The 20120-nt window shown below is 47.2% G+C and carries 13 protein-coding genes and 1 pseudogene; 5 read left to right on the top strand and 9 right to left on the bottom strand.

Translation table 11 applies throughout. The annotated features are described in order from the left end of the window. The first annotated feature begins 260 nt into the window (after positions 1-260). Together Pan54_RS10980 and Pan54_RS10975 are read left to right on the top strand one after the other, a co-directional pair. Positions 261-1607 (top strand): polysaccharide biosynthesis/export family protein, encoded by a 1347-nt coding sequence (locus Pan54_RS10980; protein ID WP_165441722.1) that lies wholly within the window; start codon positions 261-263, stop codon positions 1605-1607. Between the two features lie 173 nt (positions 1608-1780). Further along, a complete protein-coding gene (locus tag Pan54_RS10975; RefSeq protein ID WP_146503526.1) occupies positions 1781-3088 on the top strand; it encodes a carboxylate--amine ligase in 1308 nt (435 codons plus the stop codon). Positions 3089-3168: 80 nt separating this feature from the next. Here Pan54_RS10975 and Pan54_RS10970 read toward each other — a convergent pair whose 3' ends face one another. From Pan54_RS10970 to Pan54_RS10960, 3 genes are all read right to left on the bottom strand, one after another. Then, a complete protein-coding gene (locus tag Pan54_RS10970) occupies positions 3169-3927 on the bottom strand; it encodes a polyphosphate polymerase domain-containing protein (protein WP_146503525.1) in 759 nt (252 codons plus the stop codon). Then, positions 3924-6611, bottom strand: coding sequence for a CotH kinase family protein (locus tag Pan54_RS10965; protein WP_146503524.1), 2688 nt, complete (start codon positions 6609-6611; stop codon positions 3924-3926). Before Pan54_RS10965 ends, Pan54_RS10970 begins: the two co-directional genes overlap by 4 nt. Positions 6612-6782: 171 nt before the next feature. After that, positions 6783-7493, bottom strand: coding sequence for a DUF4956 domain-containing protein (locus Pan54_RS10960; protein WP_146503523.1), 711 nt, complete (start codon positions 7491-7493; stop codon positions 6783-6785). 645 nt (positions 7494-8138) lie between these two features. Between Pan54_RS10960 and Pan54_RS10955 the strand changes: the two genes are divergently transcribed. Continuing rightward, entirely contained in the window at positions 8139-9539 is a 1401-nt protein-coding gene (locus Pan54_RS10955) for an alkaline phosphatase family protein (RefSeq protein ID WP_165441721.1), read from the top strand. A gap of 87 nt (positions 9540-9626) precedes the next feature. Here the strand turns inward: Pan54_RS10955 and Pan54_RS10950 are convergent, their stop codons facing one another. Further along, complete coding sequence (locus Pan54_RS10950) at positions 9627-10247, bottom strand: hypothetical protein (RefSeq protein WP_146503521.1); 621 nt, start codon at positions 10245-10247, stop codon at positions 9627-9629. Between the two features lie 62 nt (positions 10248-10309). Here Pan54_RS10950 and Pan54_RS10945 point away from each other — a divergent pair. Then, a protein-coding gene (locus Pan54_RS10945; protein WP_146501926.1) for an IS3 family transposase occupies positions 10310-11490 on the top strand; the annotation gives its coding sequence in 2 pieces (ribosomal slippage) (positions 10310-10595 and positions 10595-11490; 1182 coding nt in all). A gap of 1732 nt (positions 11491-13222) precedes the next feature. Here Pan54_RS10945 and Pan54_RS26325 read toward each other — a convergent pair. From Pan54_RS26325 to Pan54_RS10925, 4 genes and pseudogenes are all read right to left on the bottom strand, one after another. After that, positions 13223-14194 (bottom strand): annotated as a pseudogene (locus tag Pan54_RS26325) (serine/threonine protein kinase); the annotation flags it as partial. A 247-nt stretch (positions 14195-14441) separates the two neighbouring features. Continuing rightward, positions 14442-15053 carry an RNA polymerase sigma factor gene (locus Pan54_RS10935; protein WP_146503519.1) on the bottom strand — a complete coding sequence of 204 codons (612 nt, stop codon included), beginning with the start codon at positions 15051-15053 and terminating at the stop codon, positions 14442-14444. Between the two features lie 400 nt (positions 15054-15453). Further along, on the bottom strand, positions 15454-16731 hold the full coding sequence (locus Pan54_RS10930; protein WP_146503518.1) for a CAP domain-containing protein: 1278 nt from the start codon (positions 16729-16731) through the stop codon (positions 15454-15456). Positions 16732-16890: 159 nt separating this feature from the next. Beyond that, complete coding sequence (locus Pan54_RS10925) at positions 16891-17289, bottom strand: hypothetical protein (RefSeq protein ID WP_146503517.1); 399 nt, start codon at positions 17287-17289, stop codon at positions 16891-16893. A 324-nt stretch (positions 17290-17613) separates the two neighbouring features. Between Pan54_RS10925 and Pan54_RS10920 the strand changes: the two genes are divergently transcribed. Continuing rightward, positions 17614-17994 carry a hypothetical protein gene (locus Pan54_RS10920; RefSeq protein WP_146503516.1) on the top strand — a complete coding sequence of 127 codons (381 nt, stop codon included), beginning with the start codon at positions 17614-17616 and terminating at the stop codon, positions 17992-17994. Positions 17995-18616: 622 nt separating this feature from the next. Here the strand turns inward: Pan54_RS10920 and Pan54_RS10915 are convergent. After that, the gene (locus tag Pan54_RS10915) at positions 18617-19981 is read right to left on the bottom strand and encodes an NPCBM/NEW2 domain-containing protein (protein WP_146503515.1); all 1365 of its coding nucleotides are present in this window, start codon (positions 19979-19981) and stop codon (positions 18617-18619) included. Positions 19982-20120: the final 139 nt, after the last annotated feature.

Raw genomic sequence — 20120 nt, 5'->3', positions numbered from 1 at the left:
TCATGCCGTACTCTTGAAGATTGCCCCGCCAAGAACCAGACAAACGTGAAAATCGTATTGTGTCTGCTTGGCTTTGTAATTGTTTCAATCCAAACGTTATGGGCTGGTCGATGAACAATGTTGTAAAATCTGATGCTGTGATATGCATCAATCGAACAACAATATCGCTGGTCATGTTGACAGTGCTTTTGATAACGGGTTGTTATGCTCCTTTAAGATCGCCCGGCATTCCAGCGGCTACACTTTCTGATGAATATCGAATGCCCATTCGAACGGCAGGTGAGCCACTCAACTTTTCTTCTCTCTCTGCTGCTCCGCCACAAGTTTATTTGCTTGGTAATGGAGACATCATTGAGATCACGATTCCCGACCTGATCCATCAAGGCGAGGCGCGTCCCTTCCAGGTTCAATTACTGGAAACTGGTGAAGTTCTATTGCCTCACGTTGGCCCGGTCATGATTGGTGGCCTTTCGCTCATTCAGGCTCAGCAGAGAATTAATCACGCACTAGGGCAGGGATATCTGCAAAAACCAGGAGCGTCGATCAGCCTTGTCAAAAAAGGAGTGATCAATGTTGTTGTGCTGGGTGCAGTCGAACGACCGGGTGTCTATGAACTTCCTCGCTACGAGAACGATATCGCGCATGCCCTGGCGGCAGCAGGGGGACTCTCTGAAGATGCAGGCGAAGTGATCGAGATCCATCGTCAATATGAACATCAATGGCTGGGATCGCCTGAAACTATGAATCCTCAGCAACCACCTCAGTATCAGTCCCATCCAATGCCGGCTCCGCAGATGACAGTTCCGCAGCATCAATTCCAGAAGATGTCGTCAGCGAGTTCTGCTCCGATACAGCAATCCAGTTATCAGCAGCCAAACACAGAAAATACACTACGCTCTAATCCATCCAATCAGTTGCTGAATATCAATCCGCCAAACGGCAGTTACCGTCGTCCGTCTGCAGTGTCTCCACAAAGATTGAATCCGACGGGGACTTATCGTTCCGGAACGGGGCTACAGTCGTCAACACAAGAGCCAGTGATTCGTGGTCAGTCACCCGAGCAATGGTCACCGATGTCTGCTCCATTCATTCCAACTGAGGGCATCATGATGGCGAATCCACCAGCGAATACGATTGTTCGTATTCCGTTGAAAGGTTGTGCCACTCCCGTTTCACCTCAAGATATTATTCTGAATCCGGGAGATGTCGTAGTCGTCCCGAAAAAGACGGATCAGGTTTTCTACGTGGTTGGGCCACTCAGTGAATCAAACCGGCTGCGGTTTACCGTCAATGACCGCGATCGCGAAATTGGGAATGGCCTGCTGTTGCCGAGAGATCGTGAAGTCGATGTTGTGACAGCTGTCGCCATGGCTGGTTATATCGATCCCATCAACTCGCCTGTCACGGTAACTGTTCACCGGACTCAGCCTGATGGAATGCCACTCTTAATCAAAGTGAACCTGATTAAAGCTCGCTACAATCCGCAGGAAACGGTCTTTGTTCAACCGGGTGACATCATTTACCTCAATCCCGATGCCTCCTGGTATAGCCGCAGGCTGTTTGATCGCCTGATCGATAACACCGTAGGAAGAGTTTTCGGTAACTGATATTGAGGATTACTCTGTTAATGACAGTGTTGAGGGTCGAATCGGAATTATCGTGCATTGCTTTTAAAATAGCAGACTCGGAACCTAGTCTCAGCTCAAAAGTTCCTTGCCGTAAATCAAGAACTACAATTAACTTAGTAAGTTCTGATTGATGAATCTGTGAAAGTCTGGTCATGACCGCTCTAATTCCGAAATTGACTGAGGATATTGGCCCCTCAGCAAATCTGAGTCGGTCGACTAACAATCCGGGCTCATCTATCGCAAAGCGGTCAGGACAAATCCTCATTCTAGGAAATGATGCTCGAACCGTACTCCCAGTCGCTCGTTCATTGGGGCGGCAAGGTTTAAAGGTACAACTGAACTGGTTCGACAATAATCCTCTGCTGAAGTGTTCTCGATTCATTTCCATTTGTCATACGGATGTCCTTGATGCTCAGCATCCTGCCGAAACTTTGGCAAGATTGCTCGCGTGCGTCGAACAGAATTCAATCGAGACAATCCTGCCCACTTCAGATGCGGCTTGCATTTTTCTCCATCAATCCCGATCGAAAATTCCGCTTCATATCCATCTCGGCATGTCCGATTCTGCAGCGTGCGAGACTGTTTTTAACAAAAACCTCACTGCTGAATTAGCCCGAGCATTGAGCATCGCGATCCCTGCTCAGGAGATTGTCAATAACCCGCAGGAATTGGATTTACTCGCAAATCAATTTTCAGGTCAAGTCGCATTAAAGCCTCTTTGCTCCAGCGACGGTAATAGCAGTAAGCAATTTGCCACACTTTATCCAGACTTGAAATCCTGCCAGAAGAACTGGCCTGAGAAACTAGCTGGACCTCTTCAACTGCAGGAATACTTCGAAGGAGAAGCTCAGGGTATTGTTTTTCTGGCATCTTCAGGAAATCTGATGGTGGCGATGCAACATCGTCGTTTGCACGAAACATCCGGGCATGGCAGCACCTACCGGGAATCAATCCCACTGAATCAGGAGTTGCTGAGTGCGACTAAGAAAATTCTGAAGGAATTAAACTATACCGGTGTCGGCATGTGTGAATTTCGTGTCAATCCAGAGAACGGCAAGTGGGTCTTACTGGAAATCAATGGCCGATTCTGGGGCTCTCTGCCGTTAGCAATTAATGCAGGGCTTGATTTCCCTTATTACTATTGGCAGCTGCTAGTTGGCGAAACTCCAGATGTTCCTGAGTGTTATCAGCATGGCGTTCGCTGTCGAAATCTCAGACAGGATCTCCGCTGGATGTGGCGTCAGGGCATCGGCAAGCATTCCGATCCCTATGGCACAAACGGCTGGAAAATGAATTCTGTTTCCAGATTTGAACTATTCTCTCATGCTCTCCGCCTGCTCACGTTACAGGATCATCTCGACTATTACTCTCGGGATGACCTGCGACCGTTTCTGCAGGAAATCAAAGCGGTTCTGAGTGCTCCTTGCCGCAGGTTGAAAAAGAAGTTCTCAAATTGGTAGGCAGACTTCAAACTCAAACAGGTGAGATCATTTTCAAATGATTTCACCTGTTTCAATATAGGGTTATCCATCTCAGTGGCTTACACAGATGTCTGCAAACTCTCTAGTGGTTTCCAAAGCCGATCAATTCCGCTGGCGTATTTGGAATAGCGTCGGGGGGTCAGACCCTGTTCGGCGACGATGTCTCTTAACCAGCGTGGTATCGATTGATTGAACTTGATTTCCATGATTGACTCCTCTTCGGGAATCAATGCAAAGCCGGGTTCGTGTCCGACTTTCGAATAGGAATCGGGGGAATATGTGCAGGCCGCATGATCGAAAGTAATGCGAACGCGATCGTCCACTTTTCCCATCCAGGCTTCCCGAAGATAGGAAATCGTATTGGCGGCTTTGCATTTTAAGGAAGCCTGCATCCACTCCATTAGGGAGACCGTTGAATGAAATTTCAGATCTTCTTCCAGAACATACTCCCGCAAATTCGCTAATTCGTCACTGTTTTGAAGAATCGCCAATCCTCCTTCAGGAGTTAAGCGAACTCGTTCCTTGCAGACCGAATCTTTGATCCGATGCTTGATTTCCAGAAAGAAGACTTGATCCTGCAACTGGTCGGGTGACTTTAACTCATCATAGAATCGCAGACGCAATTTTCGACGTAATGCAATGCCATCAATTTTTTCCCAGTACAAATCGAATTTGGGGGAGTCGTAATAGACACTGCTGACGCGATAGCAGGCATTTTTTCCATGCGGGTCTTCAATGAGCCCCGGCTTGGCTGCTGCTAAAAATCGTTCTCGCTGCTCGTGGGTGACACGGAATTTGATTTCGTAACGACTGATCATTTCTGTTCCACTTTCTTCATCAACTCCACCCACTCTTCAGGCAGACTTTCCACCACATGAATTCGTTCTTCAGTAGACTGTGAATCTGCAGCATTTGTTCCAAGCAGATACAACCGGCACTGCTTTTCGACATCCAGGTTCTTGTAAACAGAATCTCGAATCTGACAATCCCATAGAAGGCCCTGACCACCCCGAGGGTAGAGCCATTTCTTTCGGTAGGAATGGTAGGCCGTCTGATTGCCTGCGAACGTAGTCGACTTGAATAATGCCTGAGAATTGTCTTTCGATTCCACGCCGCGTACGCATCGTTCAATTTCGCAATCACGTACGACAACTTTCGTTCCTTCACCCACGCTGATTCCCTTATCCCCGCATCCGGATAAGCGACAGTGGTCGACAGAGAGTTCACACCCCATCATGTCCAACCCATCGTTCCCTGAATTGATCCACTGGCAGTTGCTGACCCGTCCACTGCACATATCAAGATCAAGACCATCCGAAAGTGCATTCTCGAATATGCAATCATCGACTTGGATAAACGACTCTGCCAGATTCACACAGTCATCACCAATAAAATTCTCCCCAAACCAGCAATTCTGAATGACGACATGAGGACAGTCGTAGACATTAAACATCCCTTTAAACAGGATCCCCTTGCATTCGGCAGTTGACCCACCATCGACGAAGAGATGTTTCAAGGTTGTGTTTCGAGTCTTTTGCCCGCTGATTCCGACACAGCCCCAGAGTTCTGAAGTAGCGGCACGAATACGAATTGGCTCCAAGGCAGTCCCCTCGGCTAATACGAGTCCTTTTGAAAATAAACTCACTCCAGGTCCCATTAGCAGTGTGGTGCCCGGATGGATCACTAACTGCTGACCGGTTTCGATCATCAACGTTTGTTCAAGGGTAATTTCTCCCGGTCCCAGTTCGATAATTCCCTGTGTTTCGGTACGCAACCCAGACGGAGGCAGTGTACGACAAGCCTGACTTACATGGGGTCTGTTCGCTTTCGGCTCAATCTGCTCTCCTGTGATCGAATTGTAAAAGTGTAGATTCTGAAGGGGAGCATCAATCCGGTAGGTCAAAGGTGTGGACTTAAGGTAAGGCAGCGTTTTGGAGAAATGCTCTGGCTGAAACTCAAACTCACTGAGTTCTTGAGACAGGCCAGGATAAAGCAGGTCTGTCACCCCTTCTTCCCAGTCCTTAACACGACAAGGCCTTCCCTGATCGTTGAGAACTTTGATTGCAACAGAGCCAAAAACATGAACCAGGGTCTCGGAGTGATCCGCATTTGCGGGCTCTACAGAGAACTGGCAATCATTCAGATAATCTCCGATAAATGCTGGTTTTGCCTTGGCCCAATTTTGAATGATCTCTAATTCACTGGCCATTTTTCTAATGGCTACGGGAAAACGATCCGTTCCAATTGTTTTCTTACTCAGATGAAAGTCCGCCTCCAGATCTCTTTCCATTAAGTCGTATTTATTTTGGACATACTCCTGCATTTCCTCTGTTGAGCCTGCCTGATGGATCAGTTCCCACAGAATCTGATTTCTGCGATGCACCCAAAGTGGATTAGAAGTTAAGTGTTCGAGTACTGGGTGATTTACAACATCGACTGGTGTGAATTCGCGTCCAACAATCTCATAACAGGTGGGGTCCCACGGGACTGGTTCGAGTAATCCCTGGTTACTGCAGATATAGAACATCTGATTGTGTTTATGATCGGTATGCACACAACCAGAGAGAATCATCGCTGCGGAGTATTTCGCATAGCGTTCTGTATTGAGCAAACTCTGTAGATGAAGTGCCGTTGATATACTGGGAGTTTCCCGGAGCGTCAGAAGAAACTTTTCGAACTGGGACTGATTCAGTGGCAACTCTTCGCCGTAAATATCCCAACTGGAAGGCGATGCCCATAAATCGAGGTGATCTTTTTCCAGGATGGCATCTCCTTTGAAAAAGGTGCCCGGCATCCGTCCTTCAGCCAACGCCAGCGATTCCCCCGGACGATAGGAACGCAAGTAGACTCCGTAATATTTTCGATTCACAAACAGGCGGACAGGCTCGTTCAGCGTCGAAACGAGTTGCAATTCACGAGCCAGGTATTCCGGGATCTGGTGGCGAATTCCTAAGGCATCTTTGGGGCGTGTCAATTCAACATAACGTTGCCCCAACGCGATATCATCCTTCTTAATTTTAACTCGTAACGAAGGTTTTTCCGGCCAGTGATGATAGTGCATTGCTCCACGATAGGAGATTTTTGATTTCTGAAGCCTCTGGCTTTCATCGCGATAATAGGCAGAAAAATAAGGACTGTCCCCGCCAGGATCATGCCCCAGTTTGGGGTCACCAGTCACATTGGCTCGATGCATCTCCGAGAGCGTATTTCGCGGCACAAAAAGCTCAAGAGTCGCCAGCGGGCTGCCAGTTGCAGGGAACTCTCCATAAAGAAGATTGCTGGCAGATGAGATTGCAGTGTCCGCATACAGACGAACTCCTTCTTCAGGATGATGATGTAACATCCACTTGAAGTTTGTGCTGCGATTCAATGCGATAACAAAAGTCGCAGCCATAACGAGCAGGAAAACCGCCACAAAGATGAAAACCTTTCTGGGAATGATCCGAGTGCGCAGATTCCGATCCGTCAACCAGATTTGAGAATTTACGATGCGGATATTCATGGACGTGTGCTCTGCTGCTTGTCAAAACTGAAAAGATTCAGGATTTCGAAATTGACTCATCTTATTATCGATGAGCCTTCCGGATAAATAACTGCAGCGTATGTGAAGAGCAAACAGAGTGGTTTACTCTTATTTAAGCCCATGCGACTGCAAAAACCATTTCGGAATGGTTTAAATGTCTTCGCTATGCATCGCAAAGTTGTAACTGACTTTTAGATTCGCGTTCACTTTCGAGATTTCGTCAATGACCTGGACGGGTGAGAGATCGGGAGACGGGCGTACGGAATAGAGTACTTCGGTGAACATCCCCTGACGAACACTTTCCACAAGCACAATGCTGTAAGCTTCAAACAGCTTTTGCATAACAGCTTCCAGAGCCGTGTGAGGATCGAGTCCGGGAGGAAGCTGAACACGCAGCAACCGTTCCCGATTCTGCTGATTCGCCCCATAATTCATGAAGTGAAGCAGCAACATTGCAACAGAAATAAATCCAGTTGCGACCAGTGCGACACTATGAAATCTTGTCCCGTTAGCCATTGCAATGCCCATTGCAAAGAAGATGAAGCCAACATCTCGGGTTTCTTTAATCGCATTACGGAATCGGATGATTGACAACGCCCCCACCAGCGAGAACGCTCTAGCGATGTTGGAACCAATCACAATCATGATTAATGTTGTCACCAGTGAGGTCAACACAAGTGACTGCACATAGGACTGCGAGTAGCCAATACCTTTGTGCGTAAATCGATAAACCCAACCAATAATCAGACTGCACGCCAAAGAGGACGACAGCGCAAAGACCAGTTCCATCAGAGTTAACGTTTGAGTCTGTTCAGCTCCCGCTTTTAGAAACTCAAGGGAATCTTTAATCAGTTGATCCATGGGAAGTCTACTATAATTCTAAGATCTAAGAATTGGTCCGGAATCATGAGATCGATTGAACTCTTGATGTCTGTGCTAAAGGCGTTCCAATTCAAGCCTATGTCATATCTGAGAATTCGTACTGATTAATGTTTGCGAATTTTGAGACCTCACTTCGAATAAACTGAATGTACCGATTATTTCGACACACGACATTATTATATGAGGATGGCGATAATCCCTCATGAACGACTCGCTGGATCATTTCAGATTCAGTCCTAATCTGCGTAAATTCTCGCCCCCAAGGCGCTGTCCAGCGAATGTGTTCTACAGTGCAAAATACGAGTTAAGGACAATACCGAAATGGCCAAGACTTTCCACCCACTGCTCGCATTGATCGCTTCTGCGACGGATCGGGAGTTAGCCAAATATGTGGAGTATATTATGGCCGAGAACAAGTTTTAGTGGGCTCGAATCCTCTGGCAGATTCACGCGAACGAGCGGTATGCGACATCTGAACCTCATTTTTTGAAGGGCTTGTATAGTTACAACGGTCCTGTAAACTGACGGGTTGATTAAACACTCGTCGATCGATTCACTTTCGTTATCAACTTAATGATTTGTGACTTAGATGAAGACGAATCCGGTAGACTGTGGAGATTCAGGATGAAGAAGGCGTATCGTCGTGCTTGCTATGTCGTGTTTGTTCTTTCAATCTGTTTGAACAATTTAACCCTGGTTCAGTCAGCTGAAAAACAACGGCATGTGGTTGTTGTCAGTATCGATGGGTTCGCAGCCTATCTGGTCGACGATCCCAAAGTTCCATTGCCTACAATCCGTAAATTGGCGAGTGAAGGATGTCTCATCGAAGGCGGAATGACCGTTTCCGATCCTTCGGTCACCTGGCCTAATCACACGACACTTGTGACAGGGATGTCCCCCGGCCGGCATGGAGTCCTCGCCAATGGTGTTCTTGTTCGGGCAGGAATTGGCATCCCCGTAACAATCGACTCTCATCGTGACCAATCAGATCTCGTCAGAGTTCCCACGATTGTCGATGTGGCACACGCTGCAGGCTTGACCACTGCCGAAGTCAATTGGCCCTGCACCCGTGGCTCGAAGTCATTTGATGATCAATTTCCCGATGTTCCGAACGCATTGGATTACACTACGCCTCGCTTACGAACAGAACTGATCGATCTGGGTCTGCTTAGTGATGAGACCCACGCTTCCTTTAGAAAAGCCAGCATCGTCGGTTTGGACTATGTTTGGACTGAAGCCGCTTGTCATTTAATCCGAGAACGTAAACCGAATTTAATGCTCGTGCATCTCTTGAATAACGATGCGACGCACCACAGCCTCGGAGCTCGCACACAAGCAGGCTACACCGCCAACGCCTATGCGGACATGTGCCTGTCTCGCATCATCTCAGCGATTGATGATGCCGGCATTCGTGAACAAACAACTTTGATTGTGGTTGCCGATCATGGTTTTACGTCGACACCACAGGCAATTCAACCGAATGTCTTACTTCGGCAAGCGAATCTTTTAACTGTAGAAAGAGGGAAACTGACTCAAGCTCAAGTCCATGTCGTCCCCGAAGGAGGCATTGGTCTTGTATACTGCACCCATCCTTTGAATGCACCACAGCTTGCCGCTGATTTCAAAAAGATGTTCATTGGGCAAGAGGGAGTTGCTGATGTTTTATTGCCAGACCGTTATGAAGAAGTCAGCCTCCCACACCCTCGTGCGTACAACCAGTCTCCCGATGCGATCCTGGTTGCGAAAGAAGGTTTTGCTGTTTCGGGATCGGTGACCGGAGAGACTTTTGTTGTTTCCAACAAAGAGGCTGGAACGTCAATTGGTTCACACGGTTTTCTCGCGAAACTCCCCAGTATGAAAGCGATGTGCATCCTCTCAGGTGCGGGAATCAAGTCGGGATTGAAACTGCCGACTATCAAAAACACTGTGATCGCCCCAACAGTGGCCAAATTACTTGAACTCGATTACCCATACGCAGACGGCAAACCACTCGCCGAGGCACTCAACATTTCTGTAGCTAACTGAATCCACCAGTTGCGACAAACAGCAGGCCACTTGACCTCTGGAGAGAGTGTTCCATGGCATCAAATCCTTGATCGGCAATCCGTCCATTCACTCTGCAGCGGCTTTATGGAAGTCGAAATTCTGTGGAGATGAAATCGGCTGACCATTAATCGATTTCAGCGTACTCATTTTTCGAATGACTGGAACATTATATTCAACCGATCCACCGCAGTGGAGTTCTTCAATTGGTAAGTCAATCAATGGGGAGAGATCGATTCGATTGAACCTCTCTGAGTTGGATAGCGTCAGCTTTTTAAGATTGAGGAATGCACGTAGAGGCCACAGAGACAGACTTTCGTTGTAATAGGGATCATAAGAAACTTCAGTGACGGCTCCTTTGTTAACGACGTAATTATACCCTGCTGGTTTGCCGAGTTTTTCTTCGACGGCACTGGCTCGTTCGTTGACGGGCAACTTTTCGAGCGATGCAATGAAAGCCGCTTCCGCCCGACGTTCGTCGTTAAACTCTTGCCAGAACTGATCAATAGAGATATTGAAATCAATTGGATGTCTTTCCAAAGGCAGACTCTTAAGCAGTTGCAATTCTGGTTCAAAATAAGGTCGTACGTGTACCCCCAAATGCGTCAGGGGCATTCCGGCCAGAACGGAAATATCAGCGACATTACGAGGATATCTCCAGCCAGAGATAACTAAATGTTTCAGTGGCATGGACTTCCCCAAGAATAGTGGGCGCCCAAAAGAGAGTGTAAGCTCTCCGAGAGGAGTCGACTATGTCGGGATCATCACAGGCTGGAAAACGGACGCGGCGGCGTTATTCTGAAGAGTTTAAGCGGGATGCCGTGGGACTGGTGACCGAGCAGCATTATCCGCTGGCCGAGGCGGCTCGACGCCTGGATATTCATGTCAGTGTTTTACGCAACTGGAAAGAGAAGTTCATGAGCGGCAAAGAATCGAAGTCCAACGAGAAGTTGTTTGAATCCGAACGTGAAGAGTTGCGACAGCTGCGCGAGGAGAATCGTAAGCTGAGAATGGATCGAGAGATTTTAAAAAAAGCAGCAGCCTTTTTCGCGAAGGAAAATCAGTGAGATTTACCTTTATTGATGACCATGAAGAAGACTTTGAAGTAGCTCGGATGTGTGAAATCTTCGAGGTTTCCCGGAGTGGATATTACACCTGGAAGAATCGTCCGATGAGTATACGCCAGGAGAATCAACAGGAGTTGACACAGGCCATGAAGGAGATTCATCAGGAGACACGAGAAGTGTATGGCTCTCCTCGGATGCATAGAGAATTGCTGGAACGCGGCTATGAGGTCTCAGAGAATACGGTGGCCAAATTGATGAATCAGGCTGGAATTCAGGCAAAAACCAGGAAGAAGTTCAAAAACACCACGGACTCGAATCATTCCCGGCCCGTGGCTGAGAACCATCTGGATCGTCAGTTTGATGCCGTGACAAAAAGCAATGAAGTTTGGCTGAGTGACATCACCTGCATCTGGACTGAGGAGGGCTGGTTGTACCTGGCAGCAGTGCTGGATATGTATACGCGCAAAGTTGTAGGCTGGTCGATGGCCGAACGCATGACCTCAGACCTGGTGGTCAATGCCTTGAGGATGGCAGTGGATCAGGAGGCCGTGTCGAATGCAGACCTCAAAGAATTAACGCTTCACTCAGACCGCGGGAGTCAGTACGCTAGCGAGGATTATCAACAGGTGTTGACCTCGATGGGAATCACCTGTTCGATGAGCCGGAAAGGGAACTGTTGGGACAACGCTCCCATGGAGTCATTTTTTGCGACGTTGAAGAAAGAGCTCGTTCATCATGAGCGATACAAGAAGCGTTCAGAGGCTCGATCGAGCCTGTTTGAATACATCGAAGTGTTTTATAATCGAGTACGGAAACATTCTGCACTGGGCTATCTGAGCCCTGCGCAGTTTGTACAAGTGACTTAACCATTACCCCGCGCCCACTATTCTTGGGGAAGTCCAGCATTCCTTTAAGTAAAGAAATGTCTGTGATGGGAGTGCCATAGATTGATAGATAGGTTAAGTCCTTATCTGCTAATAAGCTCAGATCTGAAATTAGAGTTCGATGAAAGTCCACTTTACGAAGTGGGGCATTGCGGAGCGGTGAGAGATCTGTGAGTGGAATATCATGAAAATCAAAACTGATCGATTCGAGCGGCATCCCATTCAACGGAGTCAGATCTGTTACTGGTCCATAAATTGATAAATTCTTAAGTGGCATTCCACGTAATGCTTGAAGATCCCGAACTCGCCCGACAAAAGATAATGTTTCCAGTGGCAAACCTTTCAAAGGAGACAGGTCATAGCGATGGGTTGTCAATTGATCTCCTCCTGTCTTGCTGCCGAGGGTGAATGAATCGCATGGAAGTGCCCGCACTGGCGAGATATCTGTAATATTACTGATCCAATAGAAATCCAGGCACTGGAGATCACCTTCCTGCCAATAGCCGATGTGGTTTTCTCTATTGTGAGGGTTACCGAGCATGACGTGACCGGTAAACTCAGGGTTGAGCTTTTTCAACTGGGACTCTAACCAGCCAGCAACAACTTCCGGGCTGAATTGATTCACCCTGGCTGACATTACATCGATTTCTCGCCGGGCTTTCTCGCGATTTTCGAAATACTTCTCAGCAGTTTGATCGTTAATCCTCTTCAACCCTTGTATTGACCGCAATATGTCATCTGTATCCGGATTATATACTGCAAGTTCGATTTTAAGTTCTGTGAGATTTGGCAAGTGTGTCAGAGGAGTCAAATTTGAAACGGCAGCCTCGCTCAGATCAAGTGATCTCAGTGAAGGAAAGGCCTGTAGGGGCCACAGGAGAGACATTCGCCAGTCAGCGATTTTGACGAAGACGGGATCTCCATTCTCCAGTTCGAATTCTGGAAGTCTGAGCCCTTTGGGGTCATCGTAGATTGGTTCCGTAATCCCATTGATCTGTTTTAGCTTGGCGACGACTTCCTGACGTTGAAGATCCGTTGGGAGCAGTCTAAGATTCTCCAGAAATTTCTGTTGTTGCCCAGTTAGTGATTGAGGCTTAGTATTGTTCTGAGCAATAGCTGGTTTGATGAGCGGTATATCGTTCTTAATGATCCGTAGTGTTTCATCGACAATGGTGACATGAATCACATTGCGACCATTGCGTTTTACAAGAAATTCGTCTGTTTCTGTCGATAGACCATCGTGTTCGACTTTTATTGCATGGGGCCCTGCAGTGAGTCGTATGGGCGAATTTCCTTCATCGATAACGACTGTTTCTCCATCAATACTCAATGAAATTTCGGGGTCATCCAGTGTAATCTGAACCTCATGTTTTCCCAGCTTTAGGTAGACAACAGCTGCACAAATCAGGACAACACTAAAGAGTCCCATAGCCGCCAATAATTGACGAGCATAGCCTGGAAATCCTGAGTCTTTTGTTTTCAACTCAGCGACTAAACTCACCGGCTGCGGTTCAAACGCTGGCGATAGTAGTACTGAGAGATCTTGTGATGTCGAAGACGGAATGACGGTCGCTTGTAGGGAAATGTCATGGGCATTTTCCTCATTGACTTTGTGCAGGTGATTCAGTCTCTCCACAACCGCCAGCAGGTTTGGTTGGCCAATTGATTGTTCGTTTGCCATAGCCTGCTGTAACTCATCGATGACTTCGGTCATCGATTGCTGTCTTTCTTCTGGCGTTTTGGCCACCATCTTTCGAAAGACATTCTCTAAAGATAATGGAATATCAGACCGTTTCAATTTAAGTGATGGGATATCCTGCTCGCGGTGAGCCATAATCCGTTTCATTAACGTATCACCCGCGAACAGGCTTTCCCGCGTCAAGATTCGGTAAAGGGTACAGCCGAGGCTATAAATGTCTGATCGATTATCTGCTAAACGAGCATCCATGACCTGTTCAGGAGCCATATAGTCAACAGACCCCATGAATTGTCCCGCATGGGTTAATTGCCCAGTTGCGAGTGTTGTAAAGTCGTTAAGAAGAATTTGTGTGAATCGAGCCAATCCGAGATCGAGAACTTTGATATTCCCGAATCGATCCAGAATCAGATTTGATGGTTTAATATCGCGGTGAGTCATATTGCAAAGGTGAGCGTGATGCAAACCGCGTGCAGCTTGAATGATACATTCAACTGCATCCGCCACATTGAGGTTATCATACAGATTGGCGACTTCGGCTAGATCCCATCCGTCGATGTATTCCATTACCAGATAATGGAGGTCATCCTGCACTCCTGCATCAAATGCAGTCACAATGTTAGGGTGCGATAGTGCGGCGATTGCCTGAGCTTCCAGGGAGAAACGATTGACCGCTGTTTCATCTTCCAATGCTGTGGCTGGAAGTATTTTGATGGCAACATCTCGCTGCATCCTCAGGTGGCGGGCCTTGAGTACAATCCCCATTCCGCCCTGACCGATCACCTTCTGTACGTCGTAGCCGGGAATTTCCGGTAACGCAAATTCTTCTATCGAATATGGATTCGTCGAATGGTGATCATTGTTAATAGAAGTTGATTGTGCATCGAGCAATTTACTGGCAAACCGCTTGATTCGATCAGCTGTCCAACCATCATCTGCCTGAGCCGTTTGATTCACATCAACGTTGATTCCGGGAATGACACATTGCATAGCCGTTTGATTGTCTAATACGGCTTGGCAATGATTACATTCCTCAATGTGACTGGCCAACTTTTGAGAGTCGTTGTCAGGCAAGTTTCCCGCAAGAAGTTGATCAAGTATCTCAATGGGAGGGCAGACAACCATAGCATTGTCACTTTTTATTCCAAAGTTCACGGCTCGAAGTCATCGGTATCCTCCGAGAGGAATTCATATGCCGTTTCCGTGGATTACGATTGTGTTGAGAAGACATGTTGGTTCAGTCCTCCCTCGGCAATGATTTTTCTAACTTTTCAATTTCTTCTCGAATCTGCTTCTGTATCTGATTACGAGCCGTGTAGACACTGACAACTTTCATGTTCAGTTCAGTAGCAACAACAGCTCCGGAAAGCCCTTCGCGTGCCGTCAAATGCCAGGCCATCCACCGATCCGTAGATACTCGGGTCTGGACGCGTGACATCGCTTCTTCAGCCAGTTCCAGATCGAAGGTCTCGTTCAACCGCTGGCTCAAATCTTCCGTCGCTTCTACCTGAGCAAGTCTTAACAGAATTTCCGAACCTCCTTCACCACGTTTCTCGTTTTTTAGTCCTTTGCAATAATCTTTGACTGCGTTTTCGGTAATGACCCTCAACCAACCACGAAAACTTTGCGCCGGGTCATATTCGAAGCTGTGAAGTTTCTCAGCCATTTTGACCAGGACATTCTGAGTCACTTCTTCTGCATCAGCTTCCTGGAGCCTTCGATTTAAGCACCAGCCGTAAACCTTCGGACCATATCGCTCCACAAACATCGTCCACCCGGCTTCATCTCTTTTGGAGAGACGAAGCTGAGATAACAATGTTATACTGGTTACAGAATTTGATACCGTCATTTGCTTTACGACATTCGTTGGGGAGATCTACGTGGAGAATTTTCATTCTCATCAAAAATCTCCATAATAGCAACGGTCGAGAGCAGATAGACGATATCCTGAATTTCGTCCAATTTACTTTTTTAGTAAATCATTTGATAGGTTCTAGGAACGCGATCGATAAAGACTTGTGAAAGTGGAAATCCAGCTGTGCTAAATTCAAAATCACTTTACTCGTCATTTTTACTCAAGCATGAGCACGAATCAATTGAATCATAAACGATCAGATTGGTAACTCGGTATCATAAAATGTGGCACACTCTTTGTGATATTGAATGCCAATTCCCAAGTTGATTATCGCCCAGCAATTAAGGCACTCATTATCCCACGTCCCCGTTCTTTGGGAAGTGTCCAGGCAATGCTATTTAACTATTACCGTAGGCGGGTTATTTGCTTCGGGACTTGCCCCCAGATTGATATTCCAGACACTTGCGTCAGGATTGGTCGCGTGCCCGATACCAATTTCTGTGAATTTCTGATTGAGGATTTTAGTCATTAAAGCAGGTTTAGCTTTCCAGGTTTCAATGACGATGTCTATGCCCGGCCCACCGCCAAAATACACTTCCTCTACAGTTGCGGGGTAGTCGAGAGCCTTGACTCGATCGTTGGGGGTTTTACCATCAAGTTCATGGGACATTCGCTCTACCCGTGCCATATGCGACGCATGGGCTCGGGACGCGTCAAACAGCTTGGAATTTGCTTTCAAGGCTGGAATGTTGAACAAGGCACGGAGTTGGTTGAGGGCATCAAGCATCTGTTTTTCCTCCACCGAAATGACCAGATTCGTATCAGGTGGAGTCGGGTTGGGCTTGCTGCTGCCTGAAGTTTTATCGAATCGATAAGTTTTGCCTGCGTCCGCCTGGGTGATTCTCTTATCACTCACCACCTGATCCAGATTGATATACACGGTCGAGCGATCACCAATGGCGTATTCAAATTTCCTGGATTTGCCCTGCTTGATACTCGTGATACTTTTCACTACCGTGCCTTTTGAATTGTACGTAAAAACGTTTAGCCGACTTCCAGTGTCATTGACATACTCGACATTGATTGCCCCGGAAGGTGTAGAAGGTTGTGTTGCTTCCACAACCAGCCGAGGCGGATTGTTACTCTCAGGACTATTGCCGAAAACAAAGCACCAGACATTTGTCGTGTCAGCACTTTGAGCATTTCCGATTCCAGCTTCCTTGTCTTTGGCTGATAGAAGACCGCTACGGTGCGGCGGAGAATTCATCCAGGATAGCACCGCTGCGGCGGGATCGACTTGGCCACCTGCAACGCACTCACCGACGAAATTCGGATATCCGACGGCTTTAGCCCGGTTGATAGGATTCTTGCCGTCCAATACATGGTCGACTTTGTTTTGCTGGGCCATATTTTCCGCGTGATTGCGAGCAATCGTGAAGAGTTTCGCATTCGGGAGATAAGGCTTCAGACGAGACGGGTCATTGGGGCCCTTTCCGAGGCGGACATTTTCTTTCTCACGCTCCTGATTGACCAGATCGAGAACCTGCTTTTCAATGCTGGTCACTTTGAGCTCGCCTCCTTGAGCCAGCACAGGCCTGGTTTCAACCACGGTCAGCAAGGCCGTACTCAGCATTACTAACGGTACGAAGAGGCCTGAGGAAGTGAATCGCATAATGTTATCTCCCGGAATTGATTGATTTGTGAATACAGAAAAGTTCACTTTTGTTATCAAAATGATGAGGCTACGTTATCGTAGACTTCTGAAAAGTACGACAAAGACAGCCCCCTCATTAAATCATTTCTATAAACACCTGAAAAGCGACATGAAAAATTATCGAGTCACTTGAGCGTCGACAGTCAGTTTATATCGAGTGATCGCCGTTTTTTTGTCATCCGGGGTGATCTTTAAGGTCCAAGTGCCCCCTTCGCCAGTTTCTGGCATGAATCTTATTTTGGAACCCATTTTTGTGATTCCCTCGTTGAGTAGCCCCGCTTCATAGGGGACTCCAAAATGACCCTTAATCGAACCATCAGCCAGAATTGGCGAGGAAAGAACAATAGAAGGCTTGGTTTCAGTACTGCTGACTTCAATATCATAAATCCAAAGAGGTTCGAGTTCGATTGTCACCACAATCGGAGCAGGTTCTGGCGGTTCGTTGGCAAACATGGGTGTCAAATTGATCAAACAGGCAACAACAAAACAGACACTGCTAATTAAGACGCGATTCATGGAAAATTCTCTCATTCTGGAAATTTATGGTTGTAGAGCCAAGGGGAGTCATAAGCTATTACGAAATGCACAGGGAAGACCTACGCCGGAAATTTTATTTTTCCAAATATTCTCAAGAAAGATACGACACGCATTTCAAAATTGAATCCACCAAATTCTTATTTCTTTTAAAATCAAGTCGCAGGTTCCGTGAACTTTCAGACTAAACAACTATGTGTTACGCCAAAACAAAGATTCCTCTAATACAAGTAGGCGACCAAATAAAGTCACTGGCCCTGTCCCCGAACAGCAAACGATCGCGGCCCAGAACTCAGCGAAAAACCCGTGCAGCTACTGTTTTCTACCCCAGTGAATCATGCTGGTGCCTGGAATGACAACTGGGATGGCGGCATCATCAGAAGCACAGCAATCGGCGATCAGATTCTCTATGTTCTGGAGAATGAAAATAGACCCCATAGTTGGAAGAGTGCTGAGTACGAAGTGAAAGATGGTGCCTTTTCTATCACATTCTTCACCGATGAACTCGGTAAAACGAAAGATCTCAAAGCCGGCACGATCACGGCAATGCCAGAAAATGTTGGAACCGTTTTGAGGTTCTCCAACAACTTTACGTGGACCCGACGGTTCGAAATTAGTGGGGCACGGCAGCGAAGTTTGCGATCGTCCGTTTTGCAAGACCATTTCTTTTTTAAACTCTCAACTTAGTCATGATCGGATTTGCCTCGACCCGGATTGGATCCTACTCATCGATACAGAACCGAGAAATGACAACCGAAAGCAATGTTAGCTCTAAGAACTCGTGTTCGAAACCGCTAAAACTATAGGATTCGGATACACCCACTGTTAGCCAGAGACTTCTTTTCGGTCAAATTGATGTCAGCTCGAGGTGTCCGGGATCTTCATGTGATGGTGCTTTGAATCTTCAAGCACGCGAAGCGATTGTGACCGAATCGACACTCCGACTGAATTCGGCGTGGGTGTTCCGGCAACCGAAGAAGTTTTCTGAGGAAACCAGTGATCGCGATAGAGGTCCCACGATCGAGACACGAAATACACAATAAAGTTTCGCTAAACCGTGGAAGCCGCCAACATGAAAACGAATTCGTTACCGAAAGCTTTGTCGAATATGAAAGGCCACTGCGAGGGGTTATTGAGACGATCAAGCTGGAATGCCTCAATCAGTTCATTGAGTTCTGGAAGAAGCATCTTGATAATCTGAAAACGAGTTCACGCATTAATACAACACGAAGCGATCGCATATGGAACGTGACTACCTGCCACCGATTCGAGAAGGCGGTCGTTCGTTCATGATCGGAATTGGAATACACTACGGCTTTGAAGGATGGTCCAGGCGAAAGGGAACGTGTTCGGAACGAATCAAATTGGGATCGCCCCAAACTGCGAGATTATGTAGCGGATTTGATGCAGCATGAGGAATTGTTTGCAATCCGACAGTGACAATGTCGTTTTGGGGCAGGGAAACTTCTATCACTTCAGGTTTATCGGTAGGCATCATGAATTTCGTTCTCGCTGTTTCGACTCCGTTTACGATGATCGCAAAAGCGACTTTCCCAGCTTCGCCAGCGGTCGGGTGTAAACCGACACGGCAAGTGAAGCGATCAAACACGATTCCAGGGCCAATTTTATAATTTAGTGTGTATGGAGTCCCCATCCCGAAACCGTACGTGATGACCGATTCGGATTCCGGTTCACCGGCGAAGGCGAGGGGATGCAAATTGCGGCGAGCATCCAAAGCCTGATTGACCAAAAAGGGAGTCACATAATACGGATGAGAAATCATCTGCATTTTTGTATCCGGTTCCCAAGCGGTGAGGGGTTGCGTGCTCAACGCTTCTGCTTCGTCGGTGGCAAAACGATTTACGTGCAAACAAAGCAAAGTGTATAAAATGTCGGCTACATGCTTTGCGTTATAAAGGGCTGCGATTTGTCGTTGTAGATCTGCCTGATCGGCGTTTCCTGCAACCTCCGCTTGTACGAGCGGAATAATTAAGGCCGCCGCATGCGCCCGCAGCAATCGTTGATGCTGATAAATACGGGCCGCAGTTTCGGGTATTGTGGTCCCAAGCAACTGAGGACGATATTGTTCATCGGGGATAATGTAGTTACCAATATCTGCGATCCCGCCATAGCCGAACAGGTAGTTTTTGTTGGCCAAATCAGCACTCGGAGGCAATAAACGGCGCAAAGTCGCCTCGTCAACTGGACTGCTATGAGCACAAGGGCAACCGGGATCCTCATTCCAGTGACACAATACACCCAGGAATTTCATCGCTTCATCGGGTTCGTTCCGGGCGAGATGGTCGAGCGTTTGTTGAATGTACCACTGAATATCTGGCAGACTCGCTTCAATACTCCCAACATCATGCAGGCTCAATCGAGCCGGTGGTAAGCAGTATTTGTCTAAGTGAGGCGATTTCCCACCAGCGTGAGCATCCTGCAGTGAGGTATAATCGGACTGCAGGTGTTGCCAATCTTCTGGACGTAGCAATTCTTTTTGCCAAGTAGGCAATCTCGACACAGCCCATGTCCGTATCAGCTTATGACCCCGCCCCCAACCCCAGCTTTCCTGCAACGAAATATCCGAAAGCAGGACTGAGAAAAACAGCAGTATGCTTCCCACACTGTGGAATAAATACTGGCGAGCTAACGAATGGTTGATAATATTAAACATGAATCGACTCCCTGGTTTTACTGCTATTCACTGTAGAAAGCGAACTTTCTTGGTCGCTTGCATTTATTTTCCAGACGAAGGGTCTAAAACCCTCCAGGACAAGTTTAACTTCTAGTGTGATGGCCGAACACTAGGAGAA

Origin of the sequence: Rubinisphaera italica, from assembly GCF_007859715.1 — a bacterium.
In the GTDB taxonomy this organism is placed as follows: domain Bacteria; phylum Planctomycetota; class Planctomycetia; order Planctomycetales; family Planctomycetaceae; genus Rubinisphaera; species Rubinisphaera italica.
Note: the sequence above shows the minus strand (reverse complement) of the source record. Positions and strands in the feature narration are given on the sequence as shown.